The following is a 22,038-nucleotide window of genomic DNA, read 5'->3' as shown; positions in this document are numbered from 1 at the left end:
GGGTCGGTCACGGCCATGACGATCGCGAACGCCGCGCCGTCGGCGGCGGTCGTAAACCACTTGCGGCCGGTGATCACGTAGTCGTCACCGTCCTTGACCGCGCGGCACGCGAGCAACGTCGGGTTCGAGCCCGCCGTGTCCGGCTCGGTCATTGAAAAACAGCTGCGGATGTCGCCGGCAACGAGCGGATCGAGGTAGCGGCGTTTCTGCTCCGGCGTGCCGTATTTGTGCAGGATCTCCATGTTGCCGGCATCGGGCGCCTGGCAGTTGAAGCAGTAATGGCCGAGCGGCGACTGGCCGAGCACCTCGCTCACCAGTCCGTGGTCGACCAGCGACAGGCCCATGCCGCCGGCGTCTGCCGGCATCTGCGGCGCCCACAGGCCGGCTTCCTTGACCCGCGCGCGCACGGCGGCAAGCTCCGGCTCGACCGCGCGCAGTCCCTCGCGCACGAAGCGCGTCTCGAGCGGGATGATGTGCTCGCGGACGATCGCGTCCATGCGCGCGAGCACGTCCTTCATGCGATCCGAGATGTCGAAGTCCACGGAGCCTCCTCGTCAGCGGTAGGTGACCTCGTCGGGCCGCAGGTGCGGCGTGGCGTTGAACGCGACGAGCCCGAAGGCGTCTTCGCGGTAGGCGAACTCGGTGATGGACGCATTGCGCACGACCCATGCGATGCGCCAGGTGTGCTCCGCGTCGAGCGCGAGCGCGCGCCCGACGGCCTGCGAGATCGGGCCGCCGGAGGTCACGACCGCGACCGTCTTGCCGCGCCCCTGTTCGCGCATCACCTGGTCGAGCCCGGCCGCCACGCGCGCACAGAATGCGGCGTACGGCTCGATGCCGGGCGCGTCCAGCTCGCCGCGCGACCACAGGGCGGTCACCTTTTCGATGAACCGCGACAGGCCCGCGCGGCGGTCGCCGGCACCGTGCCACAGCGCCGCCAGTTCGGGATCGCTGTCGACCAGCCGCGGCAGCACCTGCTTGACCATCACTTCGAACGGGTACTCGTCGAATGCGGCGAGGGTATGCGGCTCCGGCAGCGCAACCCCGGAGCCGGCTGCCGCGGCGGTCATGTGGCGCGCCGTGTCGAGCTGGCGCGCGCGGGGACCCGAGTACAGCGCGTCGAGCCGCCAGCCGACGTCAGCCGCGTAGGCGCCGAGTCGGCGGGCCTGGTCGACGCCGCGGTCGGACAGCCTGTCGTAGTGATCGTCGAGAAACGACGCCTGGCCGTGGCGGATCAGGTACAGCGTGCTCACCGGCGCGACGGTACCACCGGCGCCGGCCGGCGCGCACCTGGTTCCGCCGCGCGGTGGCCCGTCACTCGACGACGATCGGCGACAAGTCGAGGCCGCCGGGGTAGAAGTAGCTCGTCCAACTGCCGTAGCCGTATACGGAGATGCCGAACGGCTGATCGCCGGTGATCGTGTAGTTGCCAGATGGCTTGGGCGACAGCAACTGGCGCACGACGCCGTATCCGGTGGCGCCGATCGGGGAGAACCCGGTGACGGCCACGCCGTCGAGGGTGACGTTCGCCCCCATCGGCGCGACGATATCGACGTAGTTGCTCGTGTAGTTCTGTGGCGCGTGGAACTGGTAGTCGGTCCGATATTGGCCGATCGGAACAGCGACCGCCATCGCAGGATCGCCGATGTTGCCCGCTGCTTCCTGGCCTTCGAGGTATTGCACGACCAACACCTTGGCGCTGGCGGTGATGAGGAAGCTGTCGACCGTGCCGGCCACCTCGGTAAAGTCGCCCGCCGACGCCAGCGTCGTCGCGAGCGCGCCTTGCGGCGGGTCGTATTGCAGCGTGGTGTTCGGCTCGGTGGCGATGATGCGGACGACGCGAACTTTGCCGTTCGGCAACGGCGGCACGGCCGGCGGCGTCACGAGGTAGCGGTTGCCGAGCGCTTCGTACGGAATCATCGACTCCTCGATGTGGTCACACGCGGTGGTGCCGTGCGGAATCTCGGTGCAGTAGTGGCCGCTTACGACCTGGACCGGCTTGTCGGCGCGGACGAGACTGCCCGTGAGGTCGCCGGCGGTCGAAAACAGCTGGGCGACGTCGCCGGCGTTCAGTGTGATCGTCTGTGCCACACCCGCCTGGAACGCGGGGAGCCCGCCTCCCGCGACGGTCGCCGCCGACGGTGCGATCGTCACTTGCGTGCCGTCTGCCGTCCCGGTCACGGTCAAGAAACTCGGAAATATGGTGCCGGTCCGTGTCGGCCACGCCGGGTATGACGCGACATAGTAGTTGCCGGTCATCGCGTTGACGGGGAGCAACAACGATGCATCGTTGGTGTAGGAGCAACCAGCGACGGCCGTGCCGTCCCGGCACCCGCTGCCGGGCAGTTTGTAGTCGAGCGGGTTGAACTGATACACGGTGACCGGGCGGTCGGATCGCAAATGGTAGGCGCCGCCGGCGACCAAGGCCGACAGGTTCTGCGGCGAGCCGCACTCGATTTGCCCGCCGGGCTCGTTGTTGCACGCCTTCAGCTGCGGCACCCACGGCAACCGCTCGACCGCCACGTCGCCGGGCGCGACGGTGAGCGTGCGCGGCGCCGTGAGCGCACCCCCTTCGATGTGAACGTTGGCGACGGCGGAGGTCGTGTTGGACACGGCGACGGCGAACTCGAACGCGCTGTCGACTTCATTGCCGGTCACCGTCGGGTAGTAGTCGCAGCCGATGTAGTTGCGGCCGAGATTTTGCGGCGCGCAGTCGCCGGTGCATACGCCGATCTCGAAGTCGCACGTGAGGCCCTGCAGCGGGTCGCAGTACACGTCGACGTAGCCCATGCCGTCGTCGCGGCACATGCGCGACATGTTGCCGCTGCAGGTGCCGGTCCCCGGCTGGCACAGCACGCAGCCGAGTTCGTCGTCGCACACGTTGGCGCACTGTTCGGCGACCTGCCAGCGTCCGTCGGAGCAGGTGAGGCGGCGGGTGCCGTCGCACCGTGACGTGCCCGGCGCGCACATGCCGCCGACGACGTCGGAGCCGCCACCGTCGCCGGTCGACGACGCGGTGGGACCACAGGCGGCGACGAACGCCGCGAACGCGACGATTTTGTACGACATGACACCCCCTGCCGTGGGCGGTAGCCCCGAATTCGGCTCATACCACGGTTCGCTGCCCTTGGGGGCGACAGGTGGAGCGACAGCCGCTACCCTGCCGCGGTGCGCCAGATCTGGATCCCGACCATCGGTGGCCCCGACGTCCTCGAACTGCGCGACGCGCACGACCCGGACCCGGGCCCCGGCGAAGTGCGCGTGCGGGTGCGCGCCGCGGGCGTCAACTTCGCCGACATCCTCGCGCGCATGGGCCTGTACCCGGACGCCCCCAAGCTGCCGGCGGTCGTCGGCTACGAGGTGGCCGGCGTCGTCGATGCGGTCGGCTCGGGCGTCGATGACGTCGCGCCCGGCGTTCGGGTGGTAGCGCTCACCCGCTTCGGCGGCTACAGCGACGTGGTCTGCGTGCCCCGCGGCCAGGTCGTCGAGCTACCGGACGACCTGTCTTTCGAGCAGGCTGCCGCGCTCCCGGTCCAGTATTTGACGGCGTGGTTGATGCTGGTTCGGCTCGGCAACCTGCAGGCCGGCGAGCGCGTTCTCATCCACTCCGCGGGCGGCGGCGTCGGCCTCGCGGCGATCCAGATCGCGAGGTGGAAGGGCGCGGAGATCTTCGGCACGGCCAGCGCCGGCAAGCACGAGCGGCTGCGCGCGGCGGGAGTGCATCACTGCATCGACTACCGCACGCAGGACTTCGCCGCGGAGATCGCACGGATCACCGGCGGCGCCGGCGTGCACCTGGTCATCGACGCGGTCGGCGGCGACTCGTTCCGCCGCAGCTACGCGTCGTTGGCGCCGCTTGGCCGGTTGTTCCTGTTCGGCGTGTCCAGCTTTGCGCCGGGGCAGCGGCGCAGCCTGGTCGCCGCCCTGCGCGGACTGTGGTCGATGCCGAAGTTTCGACCCATTCGGCTGATGAACGAAAACCGCGGCGTGTTCGGGGTCAACCTCGGACACCTGTGGGATCAGGCGGACCGTTTGCGCGCGATGCTCGTCGACATCGTCGGCCTCGTGCGGGACGGCGTGCTCGCTCCGGTCGTCGACCGGACGTTCCCCTTCGACCGCGCAGCCGACGCCCACCGCTACATCCAGGAGCGCCGCAACTTCGGCAAGGTGCTGCTGGTGCCGTGACGATTGTTCGCTGACAACCGCTGGCAGGCCGGCCGCCACGTACCGTTTGTCCGCCCGTCGGCCCGCGCGCTTGCTACAGTCTGGCCGCGGGCAGCGAGGGTCGCCTGACAACAGCCGTAGGGGGTGCCACATGTCCAACCGTAGCTACCGCATCTGTGTTCTTGGGGGCGTCGCGTGCATCGCCGTCGGGGGGTGCGGTCCGTCGGGGACGGGCGCGGACGATGACGACGACACCGCGATGGTCGACGCGGGATCTCCGGGACTCGCCGACGGGGGACGGCGGCCGCCGCCGCCGGACGAGTTCGCCGACGCGGCTCCCGCGGAGGCGTGCGACAAGATGGACATCCTGTTCGTAATCGACAACTCGGGGTCGATGGGCGAGGAGCAAGACAATCTCGCCGCGAACTTCCCGCGTTTCATCGAGGTGCTCGACTCGTTCGTCGCCGAAAACGGCAACCCGATCGACTACCGCGTGGCGGTCACGTCGACGGCGGTCACCAAGTCGTGGACGCAGGAGACGCTTCCGGGGTTCCCGCCGATCCCGGAGTCGCAGTCCGGGGACGACGGCGCGCTGCTGCAGCGGTGCGGCATGACCCGCCGCTGGGTGGAGAAGTCGGATCCGGATCCGTCCGGCACGTTCTCGTGCGCGGCCGTATTGGGCAGCGACGGCGCGAACCAGGAGATGCCGCTCGAGGCGATCCGGTTGGCGTTCGGCGACCGGATGGCCGACGGCACCAACGCGGGGTTCTTGCGCGAGGACGCGCTGCTCGCCATCGTCATCCTCACCGACGAAAACGACTGTTCGCGGCAGGACGACAACTTCACGCTGACGTTCGGCCAGGACGTGTGCGACACGACGGCACCCGTGCCGCCGTACGCGCAGTTCCTCGACACCGTCACCGGTGCGCCGGGGCGCTGGGCGGTCGCGGTCATCGCCGGCCCGGGACCGGGCTCGTGCAGCTCGGAGTTCGGCAACGCCGAGGAGGCCACGCGGCTCATCGAGTTCGCCGGGCTCGCGGGCGAAAACGGCGTCGTATCGTCGATCTGCGAGGGCGATCTCACCGTCGGCCTGCGCGACGCGCTGATGACGTTCGAGACCGCCTGCAACCAGCTGCCGCCGATCGACTGAACCGGCGCTCGCGCGCGAACAGGGGCCGCGGGTGCGGGCGCCGGTGCGCTCGCCGCCCGCGGCGCGCATGCGCTATCGTGGTCGCGGCGCCGGCGCGGCGCCGTGCCCGATGGACGACGTGTGGATTTTCGGTTACGGGTCGCTGCTGTGGCGACCCGATCTGCCGTTCGTGGAACGGCGGGTCGGTCACGTGCGCGGGTGGGCGCGGCGGTTCTGGCAGGGATCGCCGGATCACCGCGGCCGCCCGGGGGCTCCCGGCCGCGTGGTGACGCTGGTGCGCCGGCCGGGGGCCCGGTGCGACGGCATCGCGTACCGCGTGCGCGGGGCCGACGCGGCCGGCGTGTTGGCGCGGCTCGATCGCCGCGAGCAGGCCGGCTACGAGCGGCTCGTCGAGCGGATGCGCTCGCCGGCGGGCGACGTCGACGTCGTCGCGTACGTCGCCACGCCGGGCAATCCGAACTTTCTCGGCCCCGCACCGGTCGACGCGATCGCCGCCGAGATTCGCGTCCGGTCCGGGCCGAGCGGCACGAATCTCGACTACGCGCTGCGCCTCGCCGGCGCGCTGCGCGATCTGGGCGCGGTCGACGAGCACGTGTTCGCGGTCGCGGAGCGGCTTCGATGATCGTCGGGGTCGACATCGGCACGCAGAGCCTCAAGGCCGTCGCGGTCGACCGCGACCTGCGCGTCGCCGGCGAGGCGAGCGTCGCCTACGCGCCGCACTACCCGCGGCCGGGCTGGGCCGAGCAGGAGCCCGCGCTGTGGGAGGCGGCGCTCGCGCCGGCGATCGCGGGGGCGCTCGCCGCGGCGAACGCGGCGCCGGCGGACGTCGCCGCGCTCGGCATCGCGGGCCAGCTCGACGGGTGCGTTCCGGTGGACGCCGCGGGCGCGGCGCTCGGGCCGTGCCTGATCTGGTGCGACCGGCGGGCGGTGGACGCGGTCGCCGGCCTACCGGTCGATGCCCTGCGCCGGTCGACCGGGCTGGTCGCCGACGCATCGCACATGGCCGCCAAGATTCGCTGGCTCGGGCCCGACCGCGCGGCGCGTTTCCACCAGCCGGTGTCGTACGTGGTCGCGCGGCTCACCGGCGAGCACGTGATGGACCACGGCCACGCGTCGACGACGATGCTGTACGACCTGGCCGCGCGCGACTACGACGACCGCTGGCTCGCGGCGTTCGGGATCGACCGCGCGCGGTTGCCGCGCATCGCAGAGGCCACCGACGTCGCCGGCGCGCTGCACGCGGAGGGCGCGGCGCTGTGCGGCTTGCCGGCCGGGACGCTCGTCGCGGTCGGCACGGGCGACGATTTCGCGACGCCGCTCGGCGCCGGCATCGCGGCTCCCGGCGCGGCGGCGTGCGTGCTGGGAACGGCGGAAGTCGTGGGCGCGGTGTCGGCCGGCGTCGCGATCGACGCGGGCGCCCTCGTCGAGACGCACGCCTACGTCGGCGGCCTCTACTTCGTCGAAAACCCGGGCTGGCTCGCCGGTGGCGCGATCGAATGGCTGTGCGGCGTCGCGGGGTTCGCCGACGCCGCCGCGGTCGATGCCGCCGCCAACACCGCGCCCGCCGGCGCAGGCGGGGTGACGTTCGTGCCGGCGCTGTCGGGCGCAATGGCGCCCGAATGGATCGCCACGGCGCGGGCGTGCCTGTACGGGCTCACGGCGGCGCACGGGCGCGAACACGTCGCGCGCGCGGTGCTGGAGGGCTGCGCGTTCGCGATGCGCGACGTGATCGACCGCGTCCGCGAGCTGGGCGTCGACGTGGGCGCCATCCGGCTGCTCGGCGGCGGCGCGCGCAGCGAGCTGTGGGCGCAGATTCGCGCCGACGTCGCGCGAACGCCGGTCGCCGTCCCGGCCCGCGTCGACACGTGTGCGCTCGGCGCGGCGGCGATCGCGTCGGTGGCCGCCGGACGGTGGCCGACGGTGGCGGCCGCGGCGGCGCGGCTGTCTGCGGGCGCGCGCTCGGTCGAGCCGGATCCGGCGCGCGCCGACCGCTACGACGAAGCGTACGCGCGCTACCGCGCGCTGTTCGCCGCGCTGCGGCCGCTGTTTTCGGCGCCGTGAGACGTCCGCCGCGCCACCGGGACCGCCGGCTGCCGCACGCGCGCGGTCGGCGGCGCGCCGCCGGACGCTTGCCTCGGCGGCGGTCGCGCGACGTCATGGGCTGCGGGCGCGCGCCGCGGGCGACCGTCGGGGTGCGCGTCCTCGGCGCTGTGGTGCCGGATCGGTCCAGGCGCACGAGGGCGCTGCGGGCGCGCGCCCCAACGCGCCTCGCATCGCGCGACCGCGCCGGTGCCCATGCGCTTCGGCGCGCTAGCGCGGCGCGGCCGCCAGCGCGGTGCGCGCGCCGCGGACGCCCGCCGCGACCAGCGCGGGCGCCGCTGCGCCGACGGCCGCGCGCGCCGCGGCCAGCCACGCGCGCACCGCGTCGCGCTCGCCGGCTGCAAGCGCGAGGCGCGGCCGGCGAGCGAGCGCGCGGTCGACCCGCGCGGCCAGCACGTCGACGCCGGCGCGCACCTCGTCGGCTCCCCCGGCGGCCAGGCGGGCGCACAGCGCGCCGAAGCGCGCCGCGGCGTCCGCCGGCTGCCACCGCGTGGCGCAGTCGGCCGCGGCGGCCAGCGCGCGCGCGTACAACGCCGACGCCCCGGGGTCGGCGGCCAGCACCGCGTCGAGCAACAGCTCGACGCCGACGTGCGCGGCGCCGCGCGCGGGACCGCGACGCACGCCGCGGCGAAGCAGGGCGTCGATTCCGGCCCGCTGCAGCGCGCCGAATGCGGGCGCGCGGTGAAAGCTCGCGTCGCTCGCGTGGTGCACGGCGACCCCGGCGCGCACGTCGGCCGGGCCGACGTCGACGACGCGCGCCCCGAGCATCGATGCGAGGTCCGGCAGCATCGCACCGAGCGCGACCCCATCGCCGGCGCCCACGCACCGCGCGACGTAGACGTGCCCGAAGAAGTTCATCGGGTCGAGCATACCGAGTCGGCCGCCTCCCCACGCCCGATGATCGGACCGCGGATGCCCGCGCCCCAAAAAACCGCGCCGGGCCGGGGCTGCCGAACCGGTCGCGCGTGCCAAGATGGGGGCCCGTGGCCGTGATTGCGACCTGGGGCACGTTCGGTGTCGTCGCGATTCTCGCTCAGGCGATCGTCAGGCTGTCGCGCTATGCGATCGCCGCCGTCGCCGAGTTCGACCTGTCGCCCCTGCAGGTGGCCCTCGCCGTGGTCTGGACCGCGGCGAACCTGTACGCGGAAGGCTACCGTGGCTTTCAGCGCGCGTTCGCGCCCCGCGTCGTGGCACGCGCGTTTTACCTCGCGCGTCACCCCCGCCCGGTGTTCGTCATCCTGGCGCCGCTGTATTGCCTGTCCCTGTTTCACGCGACCCGCGCGCGGCTCGCGTTCACGTACGCGTTCCTCGCGTGCCTCGTCGCGGTGATCGCCGCGGTGCAGGCGCTGCCGCAGCCCTGGCGAGGCATCGTCGACCTCGGCGTCGTCGCGGGGCTGACGTACGGCGCGGCCGCGGTGGCGGTGTTCTACGTGCGCGCGCTGGCCGGTCGGCCCCTGCCGGTGCCGCCGGACGTGCCGTGACGAGGCGCGCCGCCTACCGGACCGGCAGCACGACGAAACGCCGCATCGCGATCGGCGAGCCCGGCGGCCGCGTCGCGGCGCGGAACGTCAACAGCCGGTAGATCGCGGCGCGCCGAAGACGACGTGAGCGGGTCCATGTCACGGGGTCGGCTCCGAGGGGCGGACGGCGTGAATGAAACGCCGGGCGATGCGTCGGCATTCCCGCGGCGGCCGGCCCGACCACCATATTTCGGAGCCGCGGTCCGCCCGCTACGAGATTTCGTTCCCCCGTCGTGGCGATAGGCGGCGAAGTTCATGCGTTACAATGGGTTAGCCGCCGCCGGGTAGCTGGCATGGGGGATGCACTGCGCATCGGCGTGTCGTTGGCTGCCGATGTCATCCCTCGCGGGACGATCCGTCGATTTCGGGTCGGCGTCTTCGTGTTTCACGGCGCGGACACCGCGGCCGTCGTCGAGCCGCTCGCCGTGTTGTCGGTGGCTGCGTCGCTCGAACCGGCGATCGCGACGGCGCTGATCGGGGAGTCCCTCGACGCGGTTCGCACGGCCGCCGGGGTCGCGGTCACTCCGGCCTACACATTGTTCACCGCGCCGGCGCTCGACGCGCTGATCATCCCGTCGGGCGCGGAGGTGCGCAGCCCGCGGACCAACCGCGCGTTGTACAACTTCGTGCGCACGCAACCAGTCGAGTGCTTGCTCGTGAGCGTGAACACGGGCGGCCGCGTCGACCGGCGCGGCCGCGGGTGGGACCGCCCCCGGTTGGCCGACTCGGGTCGTCTGATTACCGCATTCGGCGAGCGCTCGGGGGCCGATGTGGCCCTTCATTTGTTGCGCCGGGCGGGATGCGATCGCGCGTTCGTCGACGCCGTCGAACGGCGCTTTCGCGAGTTGCAATAGGGGAGGAGTCACATGTCCACGAATCACACGGATGCTCAAAGGTTGTTGAAGGCGCGAATCGATCGCATGGAGATCGCTCTGCGCCAACTCCAGGCGGATCTCGAGGAGGTCGCGATGGTGGCCGGCTTGCGGGCGGGGCGGGCGTCGTTCGACGAGGTCCCCCCGGTCGACTTGTCGGTGCTGTCGTCGCGCGAACTCGAGATCGTTCGTCACTTGTTGCAGGGGCGCCGGGTCGCGCAGATCGCGAAGTCGCTGTACCTGAGCCCGAACACGGTGCGCAGTCACCTCAAGTCGGTCTTCCGCAAGCTCGGCGTTCACTCGCAGGGCGAGCTGATCGAACTGTGCGGCAGCCGCGGCCCGTCGGCTGGCCTCGCGCCGCCCGCGCCGGCACCTGCCGCGTCCGACGCATCGAGCTCGACGTCGATGCCGAAGCTCGCCGCGATCTGAACGCGCGCCGCGGCCCCCCTCACGCGCCTACGCGGCCGGCTGTACGTCGCCCACGACCAGGTCGCAGCCGTCGAACCGGGCGATGTAGTCGGCGCCGAACGCCTTCGACGGCGTCAGAAAGCCGGTCTGCGGCGCGGCCAACAGCCGGACCGTCGATTCGACGGCGGTCTCGGCGGTGAGCGTGTAGCCCTCGGGCGCCTCGAGCGTGCCCTCGACGGCCCGCACTCCGTCGCTCGCCCGGCCCCACAGGTGGGACCGCGCGACCGCGCGCGTCGTGTCGGAGGGGCCGATGACGCGCCGTTCGATGGCGCGCTGCAGCGCGGCGATCACGCGCCGGTTGCGCAACAGCGGGAGCAGCGGACGCGCGGCGCGGATGGCGCGTCGCTGGCCGCGCGGCATGTGCATGTACACCGTAATGTTCGGGATGCCGGTCGAGTGGTAGGCGGTCGACACGTCGCCCCAGGGTATGGCGACGCACGTGCGCGGCCGATCGCGAAACGGCACCTCGCGCACGGCGTGTGCCGCCGGCACGCGGACGATCGAGCCGTCGCGGCGGACGGCGCCGCCCCACCCGAGGCCCTCCACCATGGTCTTCGCCGTGCCGCGGCTCCAGCCGCCGCTGCCGGCGAACGCTAGCTCGAGTTCGGTCGCGCCGGGCAACCGCTCGGCCAGCGACGCAGCGAGGCAATCGCTCGGCACCACGTCGAAGCCGACGCCGGGCAACAGCGCGATGCCCGCGTCGCGCGCTTCGGCCGAGCGCGCCGCGCACGCCTCGAACACGGCGATCTCACCGGTGATGTCGAGGTAGTGCGTACCGGTGGCGATGCACGCGTCGACCGCGGGCCGACTCGTGCGCGCGAACGGCCCGGCCGCCAGCAGCAGCGCGTCCACGTCGGCCAGCGCGCCCCGCAGCGCGGCGGCGTCGTCGAGCGACACCACGCGGTGGTCGAAGCCGAACTCCGCCGCGAGCGGTTCGATCGCCTCGCGCCGGCGCCCGGCGAGCACCGGCGACAGCCCGCGTCGCCGCGCGACCTCGGCGATCAGTCGGCCCGTGTATCCATTGGCTCCGTACAACATCCAGCGTGCGTTCGTCATGGCGTGTCCTCGCGGGGCGTTCGGCGCGACCCGGCCGGACGCATCGCCCCGTGCCGGCGTGTTAGCGGCCGTCCCGCAATACAGGACACCAGATGCGATGTCCCTGCAACCTCATGCCGCGTCGCTCGTCAGTTCCTTGGCCCACCCAGCGCCGTCGTCGCGCCTTGCCCGAGATTCCACGGACTTCGCCACAGGCGCACGGCTGTCAGGGAAAGCCCCTGGTCGCCGGCGTGCGTTCCTCCACGTGCGATCGGCGTCCGGCGTCGAGTCGTTCGTGTTACGGTCGGGCACCATGGCCGATCAGGTGAGAGCATCGCACATCCTTTTGATGTATCAGGGCTCGGCGCGGTCGACGGCGAGCCGTTCCAAGGACGAGGCGCACAGTCAGATCCAGGAGATCAAGCGGCAGATCGACGGCGGCGCGGACTTCGCGGCGCTCGCCAAGCAGCACTCGGACTGTCCGTCGGCGAAGGCGGGCGGCGACCTCGGCCCGTTCGGTCGGGGGCAGATGGTCAAGGAGTTCGAGGACGCCGCGTTCGCGTTGGACGTCGGCGCGACGAGCGACGTCGTCGAGACCGCGTTCGGCTACCACATCATCAAGCGCACGGCCTGAGCCGCGCCGCGGGCGTCAGCTGGCGACGCCGCGGGCGCGCAGTTCGTCGCGCGCACGCTTGATGTCCTGCATCATGCTCATCAGCAGCCGCGGGTCGGTGAACACGTTGAGCTTCGGCGCGAGAATCTTCGCGTAGCGGTCGAAGTACAGCATCTGCTTGGTGATGAGGACGAACTCCTTGGGCATCCGCATGCGGTGGCGTGTCGCGACCCGGTGGATGCGCGGGATGAAGTCCGCCAGGTTGATGTCCGCCATCTGCATGGTCAAAAGCGGGCTGTAGGTCTCCTTGAGGTCGGCGACGAACGCGTCCATGTCGACGCCGTCGGTGACGCCGCCCATCTCGCCGATGACGCGCGCGAGCGCCCTGTAGTCGCCGGTGGTGAACGCGACGAGATAATCGGTCACCATCGCGCGCTGGCGCTCGTCGAATCGCCCGACGATGCCGAAGTCGAGGAACCCGAGGTCGCCGTTGTCGAGCAGCATCAGGTTGCCGGCGTGTACGTCGCCGTGGAAGAAGCCGTAGAAGATCACGCAGCGGAACCAGGCGAGCATCCCGCGGATGAGCTTTTCCTCGGGATCGATGCCGCGGCCCTCCAGACTGGTGATCCGGTCGACCCGGGTGCCGAAGAACCGCTCCATGACGAGCACGCGCTTGGTCGTGTAGTCCCAGTACGGCACCGGCGCGCGCACGTCGTGAAAGCCGATTTCGCGCTGGATGTCGTTGAACTGGTCGAGGTTGCGCGCCTCCATGCGAAAGTCCATCTCTTCGCGCAACGTGTCGGCGAAGTCCTCGACGATGCCGACCGGGTTGGCCAGCTCGGCGTCGCGCACGAACCGCTGCGCCAGGCGTGCGACGACCCGCAGGATGCGCATGTCCGCGGCCACGCGCGCCTCGATGCCCGGTCGCTGGATCTTGATGACGACCGCATCGTCGCCGAGCCGGGCGGTGTGAACCTGGGCGATCGACGCGCTCGCCAGCGGCGTCGGGTCGATGTCGTCGAGCTGCGCGAGCTTGTCGTCGCCCAGTTCGCGCCGCAACACGTCGACCGCATCGTCGAAGCGAAACGGCTTGACCGCGTCGAGGCACTTGCGGAACTCCTCCGAGTAGCGGTCGGGGAACATGCCGACCGACGACGCGACGATCTGCCCGAGCTTGATGAACGTCGGGCCCATGTCCTCGCAAAACAGCCGGCAGGCGCGCGGCCCGGTCCACGGCTCGTACGGCCTGCGGGCGAGCGCCGCCCACAGCCGGCGCAGCTGCAGCGCCGACGCGAGCCCCAGGATCGGGAAGTGCCACAGCAGATAGGCGTGGAACACCCACACCCGGCGCGTGGTCGGCAGCACCAGCGACAGCGCGGCCAACGCCGCTGCGACGCCGAGGGCTGCGTAGGGAAGCACGGTCAGTTCGCCGCGCCGGCGCAGCGCTTGGGACCGGCGACTTCCGCGTGGTCGGCGGACACGATCGCGTTGGCGTCGTCGACGAGCACGACCGTGGGTTTCCAGTCGCGCGCTTCGGCCGGGTCGACGTCGGCGAACGTGGCGAGGATGACCTTGTCGCCCGGCTGCGCGAGGTGGGCCGCGGCCCCGTTGACACAAATGACGCCGCTGCCGGCGTCGCCGCGCAGGGCGTAGGTCACCAGGCGCGTGCCGCGGGTGACGTTCCAGATGTGGACCTGCTCGTACTCGTAGATGCCGGCGGCGTCCATCAGGTCGCCGGCGATCGTCACGCTGCCCTCGTAGTCGACGTCGGCGTGGGTGACGGTGGCGCGGTGGATCTTGGCTCGAAACAACGAGATGCGAGCTGACACGTGGACCTCCAGTCCCGGCCCGCAACGGGGTCCGGGCTCGACTGGGACAGCTTTGCCGCAGTGCGCCGTGAGGTCAAGCGAAAAAGCGCCAACCGGTTGAAATCACGAGTGCAGTGGACGCCGATCGTCCCCCGGCGCGACCCCGGCGGGATTTGGCGGCCGCGCCGTTTTACGGTATGCCGTGCGGCACGGACGGCTCGATGGGTGCGGACCACACTCTGTCGCTGGGGCGGGCGGCGGCGGCCGGCGCGCTCGCGGTCGGCGCGCTCGGCGCCGCCGGCGCGGTGGCCGCGCTCGCCGGCGCCGCGCCGGGCGGCGACGCGGCGCTCGCCGTGCGCTGCGGCGCGATGGCGTTGCCGGTGTTCGCGATGGCGGCGGTGGCGAGCTACTGCAGGCAGACCGGGCGGCCCGGCTACGCATGGCTGTTCGCCGCGCTGGCGACACTCGGAGTCGCGGCGCCGATCGCGGCGCCGCTGGCCGGCGCGCGGGCGGTCGAACCGGTGGCGCTCGCGCCCGGCGATCGCGTGGCGTTCGAACTCGTCGACGTCGGCGGTGCCCCGCACTACCGCCACCCGGGGCTCGGCTTCGCGTTTCCGCGGCCGTTTCGCGGCTTCGCCGTCAACGACGCCCTCACGGGGTCGCTGCGCGCGTCCGTCGGCGCAGGGGACGACGTCTACCTCACCGCGTTTTCCGACCCGGAGGAGCGCGACGTACTGATCGTCGCGATCGAGCGGTGGGCGCACGTGACGCGCGACGACCTCGACGGGTTCGTCGACGCCGCGCTGGGCGCGACGGTGCGGCGCGGCACCGTGGTCGACCGGCGCGTCGTGTGGGAGCCGTCGTTTCGCGGCGCCGAACTGCACGCGGTCGCCGGAGACAGCCATGTGCGCGGTGCGCTCTACGTCGACGACTTCGGCCGCGGCGACGGCGACTACGTCGTGAGCGTGCTGGCGGTGAGCGAGGGCGGCGATCGGCTGGCGCCCGTGGTCGCCGCCGTCCGGTGGCGAGCACGGTAGGTCGGCGCCGCCGCCCGGAGCGGGCCGCCACTCCGGCGGGCGACGGCGTCGGTCGCGGCGGGCGATGCGCTGGCGTTCAGTCGCCGAACAGTTCCGAGGCCAGCTCGCGGCGGTGATGTGCCGCGTCGCCCAACGTCGCGGCCGCCCACAGGCCGCGCTTGAAGTAGAAGTGCGCGTCGCAGTCGTAGGTGAAGCCGAAGCCGCCGTGCAGTTGGATCGCGCGGTCCGCGGCGAACGTGAGCGCGTCGGTCGCCGCCGCCTTCGCCATGCGCGACGGAACCTCGGCCGCGTCCACGTCGACGTCGATCGCGGCCGCGGCGGCGTAGGCGTGGCTGCGGGCGGCCTCGACCGCGAGCATCACGTTGACGATCGGGTGCTTGACCGCCTGGAACGAGCCGATCGGGCGGCCGAACTGGATGCGTTCGTTGGCGTAGTCGCGGGTCATGACGAGCAGCGCCTCGGCCGCGCCGACCATTTCGGCCGCGAGCAGTGCGCGGCCGCGCGTGAGCGTCCGCCGCCACGCCGCCAGGGTGCCCCCGGGCAACAGCGCCGCCGGCCCGACCCGCGCGTCGTCGAACACGACCCGGGCCGTGCGCCGCGTCCGGTCGACGCACACCTCGGGTTCGATCGCGACGCGCTCGTGCGGCAGGTCGATCGCGAATACGCGGATGTCGTCGCCGACGTGAAACGGCGCGACCAGCAGGTCGGCGTCCGCCGCCCACATCACGTGCGTCTTGACGCCGTTGAGCACGTAGTCCGGCCCGGACTTCTCCGCGGTGGCGCGCGTATCTTCGGGGTGCCAGGATGCGTCCGGCTCGGTGAGACCGAGCGTCGCGATCCGCGAGCCGGTCGCCAGCGGTGCGCACGCATCCACTGCGCCGGCGTCGACGAGCGCCAGCGCCGCCAGCGACGACGAAAACAGCGGGCCGGGCAGGCACGCGCGGCCCGTCTGTTCGAGCGCGGTCGCGAGCGCGACGGTGCCGAGCGCCGCCCCGCCGCACGCCTCGGGCAGCGCCAGCCCGAGCCAGCCGAGGGCGGCCATCTCGTCCCACAGGCTGCGATCCCAGCCGCGCTCGTCGCGGTCGAGCGCGCGTACGACGTGCATCGGACAACGCTCGGCCATCAGCCGCTGCGCCGACTTGCGCACGAGATCCACCTCGTCCGTGTAGCCAAAGTCGTCGGGGATGTCGGCCAGTCCAGGAAGTTGCCTCATCATCGATTCTCCGAAACGCTCGGTGTCACTTGCTCTTCGGCAGGCCGAGGATGCGCTCGCCGAGGATGTTGCGCTGGATCTCGCTGGTGCCGCCGCCAATGGTGAACCCGTACGAGTTCATGTACATGCGCGGCCACTCGGCGCCGTCGGGCGCGTTCGGATCGCCGAGCCACAACGGCGCGTCCGGCCCGAGGATGTCGGTCGCCAGCCGGCCGAGCCGCTGCATCCACTCGGAGTAGACCAGCTTGTGCGAAAACGGCAGGGCCATCGGCCGGTCGGCGACGAGCCCGGGCACGCGCGCGCGCAGCGTGCCGAGGCGCAGCGCCTCGACTTCGATCCACAACTGGGCGATGCGATCGCGAAACACCGGGTCGTCCGCGACCGGTTCGCCGTCGCGCTCGCGGCGGCGAGCCAAGTCGACCACGCGGGCGAGCAGCTTGCGATCTTGCTCGGCGCGCTCGCGGTTGGCGGTGTCGGCGGCGCCGCGCTCGAACATCAGGGTCGTGAGCGCGATCTTCCAGCCCTGCCCGAGTTCGCCGAGCAGGGCGTCCTTCGGCATCGGCGCCTCGTCGAAGATCACCTGGTTGAAGCCGCCCTCGCCGGTCATCTTGATCAGCGGCTCGACGGTCACGCCCGGCGCGTCCATCGGGAACAGAAAGTAGGACAGGCCCTCGTACTTCGGCGCGTCGGGATCGGTGCGGGCGAGCAGGATCATCCACTTGGCGACGTGGGCGAGGGTGGTCCACACCTTGTGGCCGGTCACCTTCCAGCCGTCGGCGGTGGCGACCGCGCGCGTCTGCAGCCCGGCCAGGTCAGAGCCGTACTCCGGTTCGGAAAACCCCTGGCACCAGATCTCGTCCGCCGACAGGATGCCGGGCAAGTACTTTTTCTTTTGCGCCTCGGTGCCGTACGTCAAGATCGTCGGTCCGGCCCACTGCAAGCCGATCGTGTTGACGAGAAACGGCGCGTCCGCGCGCATCAGCTCCTGCATGACGATCGCGTGGCGGTCGCGGTCGACGCCGCGGCCACCGTACTCTTGTGGAACGTCCCAGCCCAGGTAGCCGGCGTCGTACACTTTGCGCTGCCAGTCGCGCAGGTAGCGGAACTGCTCGTCCGATTCCACCTCCAGAAAGCTCTGCGGCAATTTGAACGGCGGCTTTGGGGGTTTGTTGGCGGCGATCCAGTTGCGGACCTCCGCTCGAAATGCGGCGAGTGCTTCGGTCATGACAGCATCTCCTCGATGTGAGCGCGTGCGTCGCGCGCGGCGTCTTGTAGTTGTGGCAGCACCGTATCGCGGATCGGCCCTGGCGCAATGCGGTCGCCGGCGACGGATAGGTAGCGGTCGCACGCCGCCGCGACGTCGATTGGCGCGATCTCGCGTTCGAACAGGTCGATCGCGTCGCCGCGCCAGCCGCGCGCGCGCGCCAGCGCGAGCGCCAGGTGGGTCTCGCCGGCGGTGCCGACGCACTCGAACGGCGTGCGTTCGGCGAGCCCCATCAGCTGGCGAAACGCCGGCCGGGTGGCGGGCGACGACAGGATCGGCACGGCCAACAGCGGCTCGACCGCCGCGCGCGGCAAGTACGCCATGTAGCCGAGCCACACGTAGGCGCACTTGGCGCATCGCCAACACCACGGTTTGGTGATGTTGCAACTGTGGGTTGCGGCGACGGCGTCGCGATCGCGGTTGAGCAAGTAAAACACCACCGGATCGTGCACCGGCTGCAGCGGCGACACGTAGCGCAGGTCGGCGACGAGTTCCGACGCGAGGTAGGCGTCGACCAGGCGCTGGGCGTCGTACGACTTACCCCATTGGTGGTTGATCGGCTCGCCGGTGGCGTCCCACACCAGGTTCGGCTCGTTTGCGCTCGCCTCGTGCGCGAGCGCGAGCCACCGATAGCCGTGGGCGAGGGCCAGCGGCACCGCCGCGAAGATCGACGTGGGCGTCTCCGCGGCCGTCACGGTGCGGGCGTGGCCGGTGAGGCGCGCCACCGGCGAACCGACGAAGTCGTCGCGGATCCACAGACGGTGGCGGCGAGCGGGCGCGCAGCGGTCGACCAGCGCGTCGATCAGCGCGTGCTGCGGCGCGGCCGCGCCGTAGCTGTCGTGCGCGTAGGCGAGCGACGCATAGCGCACACCGCCGCGCTCGAGCAGCTTTGCGGCGACCAGGCTGTCCTTGCCGCCGCCGACGAACGCGAGCACGTCCACGTCGCCGGCGACCGTGGCGGCCGGCTCCGGCACGTGGTGCGGCGGCACCGGCGTGCTGGCGAGCGCGGGGCCGCGGTAGTCGGGCGCGTCGTTCTCGTAGCGCCACTGGCCCCACACGCCGTCGAGGACGCGACGCCACAGCAGCTCGAACGCGTCGGTGTGCAGCGCGCGAAACGGGCCGAGGTCCGCCACGGCCGGGCGGAGGCTCACGAGCTTGAGCAGCTCGAACGCCGCGATGTGAAAGTAGACCTTGTGCAGGTAGCGGGCGCCGAACCGGCGCTCGAGGTCACCGAGGTCGACGCCCTCGTACCAGGTGGTCGTGTGGAACGCCAACCCGTCGGCGGAAAACGCCATCGCGAGCTGTGGACCGCTGCGACTGACCGCCTCGATCGCGATGCGCCTCACCGCCATGTGTCGATCCGGTCGAGCAGCGCCGTCTCGCCGAGTTCGGCGCATATCGCGGCGATCGCGTCGCGATGCGCGCCTCGCCAGCGCAAGTCGGCGAGGGATTCGGACAGCGGCACGTCGGTGCGCAGCGTCGCGAGCGTGCGGTACAGCGCCGCCTCGTCCCGGTGGGCGCGCAGGCTGGCGGCGAGTGCGCCGGCGCCGCGGACCTGCACGTCCCACGCCGCGGGGTCGTCGGGGATGGCGTCGATGTGGCGGTAGCGCGCGAGCACGGCGGCAGCCGATTTGGCGCCCCACCGCGGGATGCCCGGGATGCCGTCGGCTTTGTCGCCGACGAGCGCGAGCCAGTCGGGAATCGACGCCGGGCCGACGCCGAACTTCGCCACGACCGCGGCCTCGTCGACGAGGCGGCGGCGAATGCGGTCGAAGGTGACCACGCGGTCGCCGCGCACGCACTGGGCGAGGTCCTTGTCGGGCGAACAGATCAGTACGGTGTCGACGTCCGGCGCGTCGGCCCACCGCGCGGCGGCGGTGGCGAGGGCGTCGTCCGCCTCGAACTCGACCATCGGCCACACGACGACGCCGAGCGCCGCCGCGGCGCGTTCGGCGAGCGGAAACTGGGCGAGCAAGTCCGGGTCGATGCCGTCGCCGGTCTTGTAGCCGGTAAACAGCTCGTTGCGAAACGACTCGATCACGCGATCGAACGCGACCGCGATGTCGGTGCAGTCCGGCTCGCGCAACAGCGCCGCCAGAGATCGCAGCAGCCCGCGCGTCGCGCCGACCTCGCGGCCGTCTGGCGAGCGGGCCGACGGGGCGCCGTAGTGCGCGCGAAACAGCTCGAACGTCCCGTCGATGAGGTGGACCTTCACGGCCCGGCGAACATACTACGGAGCAAGTCGACGAGTCGGGTGTACCAGGGCGGGGTGTCCTGAATGAACTGAAACGCGGACAGCGCGAGGATCTGCTCGGGAGTGGCGAACACCGCCATGCACCGGTTGCAGCGCGCGATGTGCGGCCCCTCGTCGAGGTACGGATGCACGTCCATGGTCCGCTCGCAGTCGGGGCACGCGAGCGGGTCGCCGTGGCCGAGCGGCGCGCGGTGCTGCGTCTCGGTGTGTTGCAGGTGCTGCTTGATCTCTTTCGACAGCGCCGACGGTTCGCCGTCGAAGAACTCGAGGAACACGCCGCCGCAGCGGTCGCACAGGTCGACGCCGCCGCGGCCTCGCATGCTGCGCAGCGCCACCTGTCGCATCGGCGTGCGACAGCCCGGGCACGCGCGCAGTCGCGCGCGGTACAGCGCCGTACTCACCGGCGAATTATATCGCGGTGGCGCGAGCCAGGTGTGGGGCGATCAGCGCGAACAGGTTGATGCGCGGCCGGTAGTGCAGGACGAGTCCTCCCAACGTCGCGAATACGCGGCCGAGCTGGACGAAGTCGGCCGGGACGCGCGCGATCGGGTGGCGGCGCGCGAGCGCCAGCGCCCGCTCGAACTCGGCGCGCGGATCGAGGGCGCGCGCGTCGAACGTCGTCGCGGTGTCGCGGAATGCGTCGAGGAATGCGTCCGCGAAGGCGCGCAGGGCGTCCGGGTCGCCGTCGCGCGTGGCAAACCCGAGCTCCGCCATCAGCGCGGTCGTGCGCGGGCCGTCGCCGGCCACGATCGCGGTCGCGAGTTGGGCGTACGCGCGCCGCCGCGACGGAGTGAGAGCTTGCACACTGCCGAAGTCGAGCAGCGCGATGCGGCCGCCCGGCAGCACGAGGAAGTTGCCCGGATGCGGGTCCGCATGGAACTCGCCGCACACGAGCACCTGTTCGCAGAAGCAGCGGATCAGCGTCGCCAGCGCGGTGTCGCGCTCGCCGGCGTCGGCCCGGTCGAGCCAGTCGACGAGCCGGTCGCCGTCGATGCGCTCGAGCGTGAGCACCCGGCGCGACGACCGCTCGCGACAGACGCGCGGGACGACGACGTCGTCGCGGTCGCGGAAGCGCGCGCGGAACCGTTCGGCGGCGTCCGCTTCGGCGGCAAAGTCGAGTTCGGCGCGGACCGAGCGCGACAGCTCGGCGGCCACGGTGTCGATGTCGCCCGCGATCGGCAGGTCGCCGAGCATGCGGGCGACCGTGCGCAGCGCGGCGAGGTCCGTGTCGATGATCGACTCGATCCCGGGAAGTTGTACCTTCACCGCGACGCGCGTCCCGTCGGGAAGGACGGCGCCGTGGACCTGCGCCAGCGACGCGGCGGCGATCGGCTCGTCGTCGAACGACGCGAACAGGTCGTCGACCGGCCGGCCGAGTTCGTCCTCGACGCGGGCGCGGATCGAGGACGCGTCGACCGGCGGCACGCGGTCTTGCAGGCGGCCGAGCGCGTCGACGTACGCCGGCGGCAGCAGGTCGACGCGCGCCGACGCGAACTGGCCGAGCTTGAGGATGCCGCCCCGCAACTGGACGCACAGCTCGTAGATGCGCTCGGCGTTGCGCCGGTGGAGGGCGTCGACCGCGTCGGCGCGCGATCCGGCGACGTCGGCGCGCGCCCGGTAGATGCGGTAGCTCGCGATCGTGCGCGCCGCTTCGGCCAGCACGCGCGCGAACCGCGGCGAGCTGCGCACGGCATCGCGCACGCTGCCCGCGCGCGCGCCGGTCTCGCGGGTGACGGCGCGATATAGCGCTTCGGCCTCGCGAGCGACGGCGAGCGAGTCGCGCGACACGTCGCCGACGAGGCGGTCGACGTGGCCGAGGACGCGGCCGACGGCGGTGAGCGCCTGGTCGACGGCGCGCGCGGCGGGGTGGGCGGCGGTCGTGGTCATGGCGTGGTGTCCTCCGGGTGCGTCGGGGTGCAGGCGGTGCAGCGGAACGCGCGCGCGCCCGGCCGGTCGAGCACCGACACGTACGCGCGCTGGCCGCGCGGCAAGATGGCGTTGCAGCGCGCGCACACCGCGTTGATCTCGAGTACGAGCGGCTGCCAGCCGAGGACGACCGGCTCGGCGCGCCGGTCGCGGGCAGCGGCGTCGCGTGCGGAGCGCGCGACGTCGTGGGCGTCGGCGACGATGTCGTCGACCAGGCCGAACGCGTTTTGCAGGACGTTGCGGACCAGGTTCGACACGGACACGCCGAGCCGGCTGGCGCGCTCGCGCAGCTCGGACTCGAGCGACTCGGGGATGCGCGCGTGCAGCACCCGTTCTTTGCGCTCGTCCGGGCGGGTGCGGGCGGACCGGCGCCCGCCGCGCCGTCGGTCGTCTGCCGTCATCTTGCGCTACATTGTGATACATCGTGATACGTCGTGTCAAGCCGCCGGGGCGGCGAACGCGGTTCCCGGCGCTCGGCGGCCCGGGTGGAGGCGCACGCGCCGGCGGCGTCGGCCGGCCGGTCGCGTCCGGCGTCTGGCGCCCGCGATGCGCCGGCGCCCGCGATGCGCCGGTCCGCGGCGGGATGCGCCGGTCCGCGGCGCGATGCACCGGTC

The 22,038-nt window shown here is 72.1% G+C and carries 22 protein-coding genes; 9 read left to right on the top strand and 13 right to left on the bottom strand.

Going from position 1 to position 22,038, the window contains the following annotated elements:
- Together D6689_04460 and D6689_04455 are read right to left on the bottom strand one after the other, a co-directional pair.
- A partial coding sequence (locus D6689_04460; protein RMH43702.1) for an acyl-CoA dehydrogenase occupies positions 1–542 on the bottom strand: 542 nt, incomplete at its 3' end.
- 12 nt (positions 543–554) lie between these two features.
- Entirely contained in the window at positions 555–1,640 is a 1,086-nt protein-coding gene (locus tag D6689_04455; GenBank protein ID RMH43701.1) for a hypothetical protein, read from the bottom strand.
- 1,528 nt (positions 1,641–3,168) lie between these two features.
- Here D6689_04455 and D6689_04450 point away from each other — a divergent pair.
- The 4 genes from D6689_04450 to D6689_04435 all read left to right on the top strand — a co-directional run bounded on the left by D6689_04450 (position 3,169) and on the right by D6689_04435 (position 7,375).
- Positions 3,169–4,185 (top strand): alcohol dehydrogenase, encoded by a 1,017-nt coding sequence (locus D6689_04450; protein ID RMH43700.1) that lies wholly within the window; start codon positions 3,169–3,171, stop codon positions 4,183–4,185.
- Between the two features lie 238 nt (positions 4,186–4,423).
- Entirely contained in the window at positions 4,424–5,314 is an 891-nt protein-coding gene (locus D6689_04445; protein RMH43699.1) for a hypothetical protein, read from the top strand.
- A 109-nt stretch (positions 5,315–5,423) separates the two neighbouring features.
- A complete protein-coding gene (locus D6689_04440; protein RMH43698.1) occupies positions 5,424–5,936 on the top strand; it encodes a gamma-glutamylcyclotransferase in 513 nt (170 codons plus the stop codon).
- Positions 5,933–7,375 (top strand): hypothetical protein, encoded by a 1,443-nt coding sequence (locus tag D6689_04435; GenBank protein ID RMH43697.1) that lies wholly within the window; start codon positions 5,933–5,935, stop codon positions 7,373–7,375. Before D6689_04440 ends, D6689_04435 begins: the two co-directional genes overlap by 4 nt.
- Here D6689_04435 and D6689_04430 read toward each other — a convergent pair.
- Both D6689_04430 and D6689_04425 read right to left on the bottom strand, forming a co-directional pair.
- Positions 7,327–7,611: a hypothetical protein gene (locus D6689_04430; protein RMH43696.1), complete on the bottom strand. Its 285-nt coding sequence runs from the start codon at positions 7,609–7,611 to the stop codon at positions 7,327–7,329. The genes D6689_04435 and D6689_04430 overlap by 49 nt on opposite strands.
- A 13-nt stretch (positions 7,612–7,624) precedes the next feature.
- Positions 7,625–8,236 (bottom strand): hypothetical protein, encoded by a 612-nt coding sequence (locus D6689_04425; GenBank protein RMH43695.1) that lies wholly within the window; start codon positions 8,234–8,236, stop codon positions 7,625–7,627.
- A 125-nt stretch (positions 8,237–8,361) separates the two neighbouring features.
- On the opposite strand from D6689_04425, the gene D6689_04420 reads away from it, so the two are divergent.
- The 3 genes from D6689_04420 (at position 8,362) to D6689_04410 (ending at position 10,235) form a co-directional block, all read left to right on the top strand.
- Positions 8,362–8,895: a hypothetical protein gene (locus D6689_04420; protein ID RMH43704.1), complete on the top strand. Its 534-nt coding sequence runs from the start codon at positions 8,362–8,364 to the stop codon at positions 8,893–8,895.
- A gap of 332 nt (positions 8,896–9,227) precedes the next feature.
- The gene (locus D6689_04415) at positions 9,228–9,788 is read left to right on the top strand and encodes a hypothetical protein (protein RMH43694.1); all 561 of its coding nucleotides are present in this window, start codon (positions 9,228–9,230) and stop codon (positions 9,786–9,788) included.
- A 12-nt stretch (positions 9,789–9,800) separates the two neighbouring features.
- Positions 9,801–10,235, top strand: coding sequence for a LuxR family transcriptional regulator (locus tag D6689_04410; GenBank protein ID RMH43693.1), 435 nt, complete (start codon positions 9,801–9,803; stop codon positions 10,233–10,235).
- Between the two features lie 27 nt (positions 10,236–10,262).
- Here the strand turns inward: D6689_04410 and D6689_04405 are convergent, their stop codons facing one another.
- Positions 10,263–11,330, bottom strand: coding sequence for a saccharopine dehydrogenase (locus tag D6689_04405; GenBank protein ID RMH43692.1), 1,068 nt, complete (start codon positions 11,328–11,330; stop codon positions 10,263–10,265).
- 292 nt (positions 11,331–11,622) lie between these two features.
- Here D6689_04405 and D6689_04400 point away from each other — a divergent pair, with 292 nt between their 5' ends.
- On the top strand, positions 11,623–11,943 hold the full coding sequence (locus tag D6689_04400) for a parvulin peptidyl-prolyl isomerase (GenBank protein RMH43691.1): 321 nt from the start codon (positions 11,623–11,625) through the stop codon (positions 11,941–11,943).
- 15 nt (positions 11,944–11,958) lie between these two features.
- On the opposite strand, the gene D6689_04395 is transcribed toward D6689_04400, so the two are convergent.
- The gene (locus D6689_04395) at positions 11,959–13,341 is read right to left on the bottom strand and encodes an AarF/ABC1/UbiB kinase family protein (GenBank protein ID RMH43690.1); all 1,383 of its coding nucleotides are present in this window, start codon (positions 13,339–13,341) and stop codon (positions 11,959–11,961) included.
- A gap of 2 nt (positions 13,342–13,343) precedes the next feature.
- Positions 13,344–13,739: an aspartate 1-decarboxylase gene (locus D6689_04390; GenBank protein RMH43703.1), complete on the bottom strand. Its 396-nt coding sequence runs from the start codon at positions 13,737–13,739 to the stop codon at positions 13,344–13,346.
- Between the two features lie 188 nt (positions 13,740–13,927).
- On the opposite strand from D6689_04390, the gene D6689_04385 reads away from it, so the two are divergent.
- Positions 13,928–14,767 carry a hypothetical protein gene (locus D6689_04385; GenBank protein ID RMH43689.1) on the top strand — a complete coding sequence of 280 codons (840 nt, stop codon included), beginning with the start codon at positions 13,928–13,930 and terminating at the stop codon, positions 14,765–14,767.
- 76 nt (positions 14,768–14,843) lie between these two features.
- Here D6689_04385 and D6689_04380 read toward each other — a convergent pair whose 3' ends face one another.
- The 6 genes from D6689_04380 to D6689_04355 all read right to left on the bottom strand — a co-directional run.
- The gene (locus tag D6689_04380; protein RMH43688.1) at positions 14,844–15,983 is read right to left on the bottom strand and encodes an acyl-CoA dehydrogenase; all 1,140 of its coding nucleotides are present in this window, start codon (positions 15,981–15,983) and stop codon (positions 14,844–14,846) included.
- 22 nt (positions 15,984–16,005) lie between these two features.
- Positions 16,006–17,205, bottom strand: coding sequence for an acyl-CoA dehydrogenase (locus D6689_04375; protein RMH43687.1), 1,200 nt, complete (start codon positions 17,203–17,205; stop codon positions 16,006–16,008).
- A complete protein-coding gene (locus tag D6689_04370) occupies positions 17,202–18,596 on the bottom strand; it encodes a hypothetical protein (protein RMH43686.1) in 1,395 nt (464 codons plus the stop codon). The genes D6689_04375 and D6689_04370 overlap by 4 nt, the downstream gene beginning before the upstream one ends.
- On the bottom strand, positions 18,587–19,459 hold the full coding sequence (locus D6689_04365) for a flap endonuclease (GenBank protein RMH43685.1): 873 nt from the start codon (positions 19,457–19,459) through the stop codon (positions 18,587–18,589). The genes D6689_04370 and D6689_04365 overlap by 10 nt, the downstream gene beginning before the upstream one ends.
- A complete protein-coding gene (locus D6689_04360; protein ID RMH43684.1) occupies positions 19,456–19,899 on the bottom strand; it encodes a hypothetical protein in 444 nt (147 codons plus the stop codon). The genes D6689_04365 and D6689_04360 overlap by 4 nt, the downstream gene beginning before the upstream one ends.
- A 7-nt stretch (positions 19,900–19,906) precedes the next feature.
- Positions 19,907–22,038, bottom strand: a 2,132-nt coding sequence (locus D6689_04355; GenBank protein ID RMH43683.1) for an AarF/ABC1/UbiB kinase family protein, incomplete at its 5' end; no start/stop codon positions are given.

This window comes from Deltaproteobacteria bacterium (genome assembly GCA_003696105.1).
Lineage (GTDB): Bacteria > Myxococcota_A > Polyangia > Haliangiales > J016 > J016.
Note: the sequence above shows the minus strand (reverse complement) of the source record. Positions and strands in the feature narration are given on the sequence as shown.

What these genes read in the sequence shown, in the direction of transcription:
- D6689_04445 (RMH43699.1), top strand. Translation starts at nt 4,424, where the DNA reads ATGGTCGACGCGGGATCTCCGGGACTCGCCGACGGGGGACGGCGGCCG.
- D6689_04440 (RMH43698.1), top strand. Translation starts at nt 5,424, where the DNA reads ATGGACGACGTGTGGATTTTCGGTTACGGGTCGCTGCTGTGGCGACCC.
- D6689_04435 (RMH43697.1), top strand. Translation starts at nt 5,933, where the DNA reads ATGATCGTCGGGGTCGACATCGGCACGCAGAGCCTCAAGGCCGTCGCG.
- D6689_04430 (RMH43696.1), bottom strand. Translation starts at nt 7,611, where the DNA reads ATGGGCACCGGCGCGGTCGCGCGATGCGAGGCGCGTTGGGGCGCGCGC.
- D6689_04415 (RMH43694.1), top strand. Translation starts at nt 9,228, where the DNA reads ATGGGGGATGCACTGCGCATCGGCGTGTCGTTGGCTGCCGATGTCATC.
- D6689_04410 (RMH43693.1), top strand. Translation starts at nt 9,801, where the DNA reads ATGTCCACGAATCACACGGATGCTCAAAGGTTGTTGAAGGCGCGAATC.
- D6689_04405 (RMH43692.1), bottom strand. Translation starts at nt 11,330, where the DNA reads ATGACGAACGCACGCTGGATGTTGTACGGAGCCAATGGATACACGGGC.
- D6689_04400 (RMH43691.1), top strand. Translation starts at nt 11,623, where the DNA reads ATGGCCGATCAGGTGAGAGCATCGCACATCCTTTTGATGTATCAGGGC.
- D6689_04385 (RMH43689.1), top strand. Translation starts at nt 13,928, where the DNA reads ATGCCGTGCGGCACGGACGGCTCGATGGGTGCGGACCACACTCTGTCG.
- D6689_04380 (RMH43688.1), bottom strand. Translation starts at nt 15,983, where the DNA reads ATGATGAGGCAACTTCCTGGACTGGCCGACATCCCCGACGACTTTGGC.
- D6689_04375 (RMH43687.1), bottom strand. Translation starts at nt 17,205, where the DNA reads ATGACCGAAGCACTCGCCGCATTTCGAGCGGAGGTCCGCAACTGGATC.
- D6689_04370 (RMH43686.1), bottom strand. Translation starts at nt 18,596, where the DNA reads ATGGCGGTGAGGCGCATCGCGATCGAGGCGGTCAGTCGCAGCGGTCCA.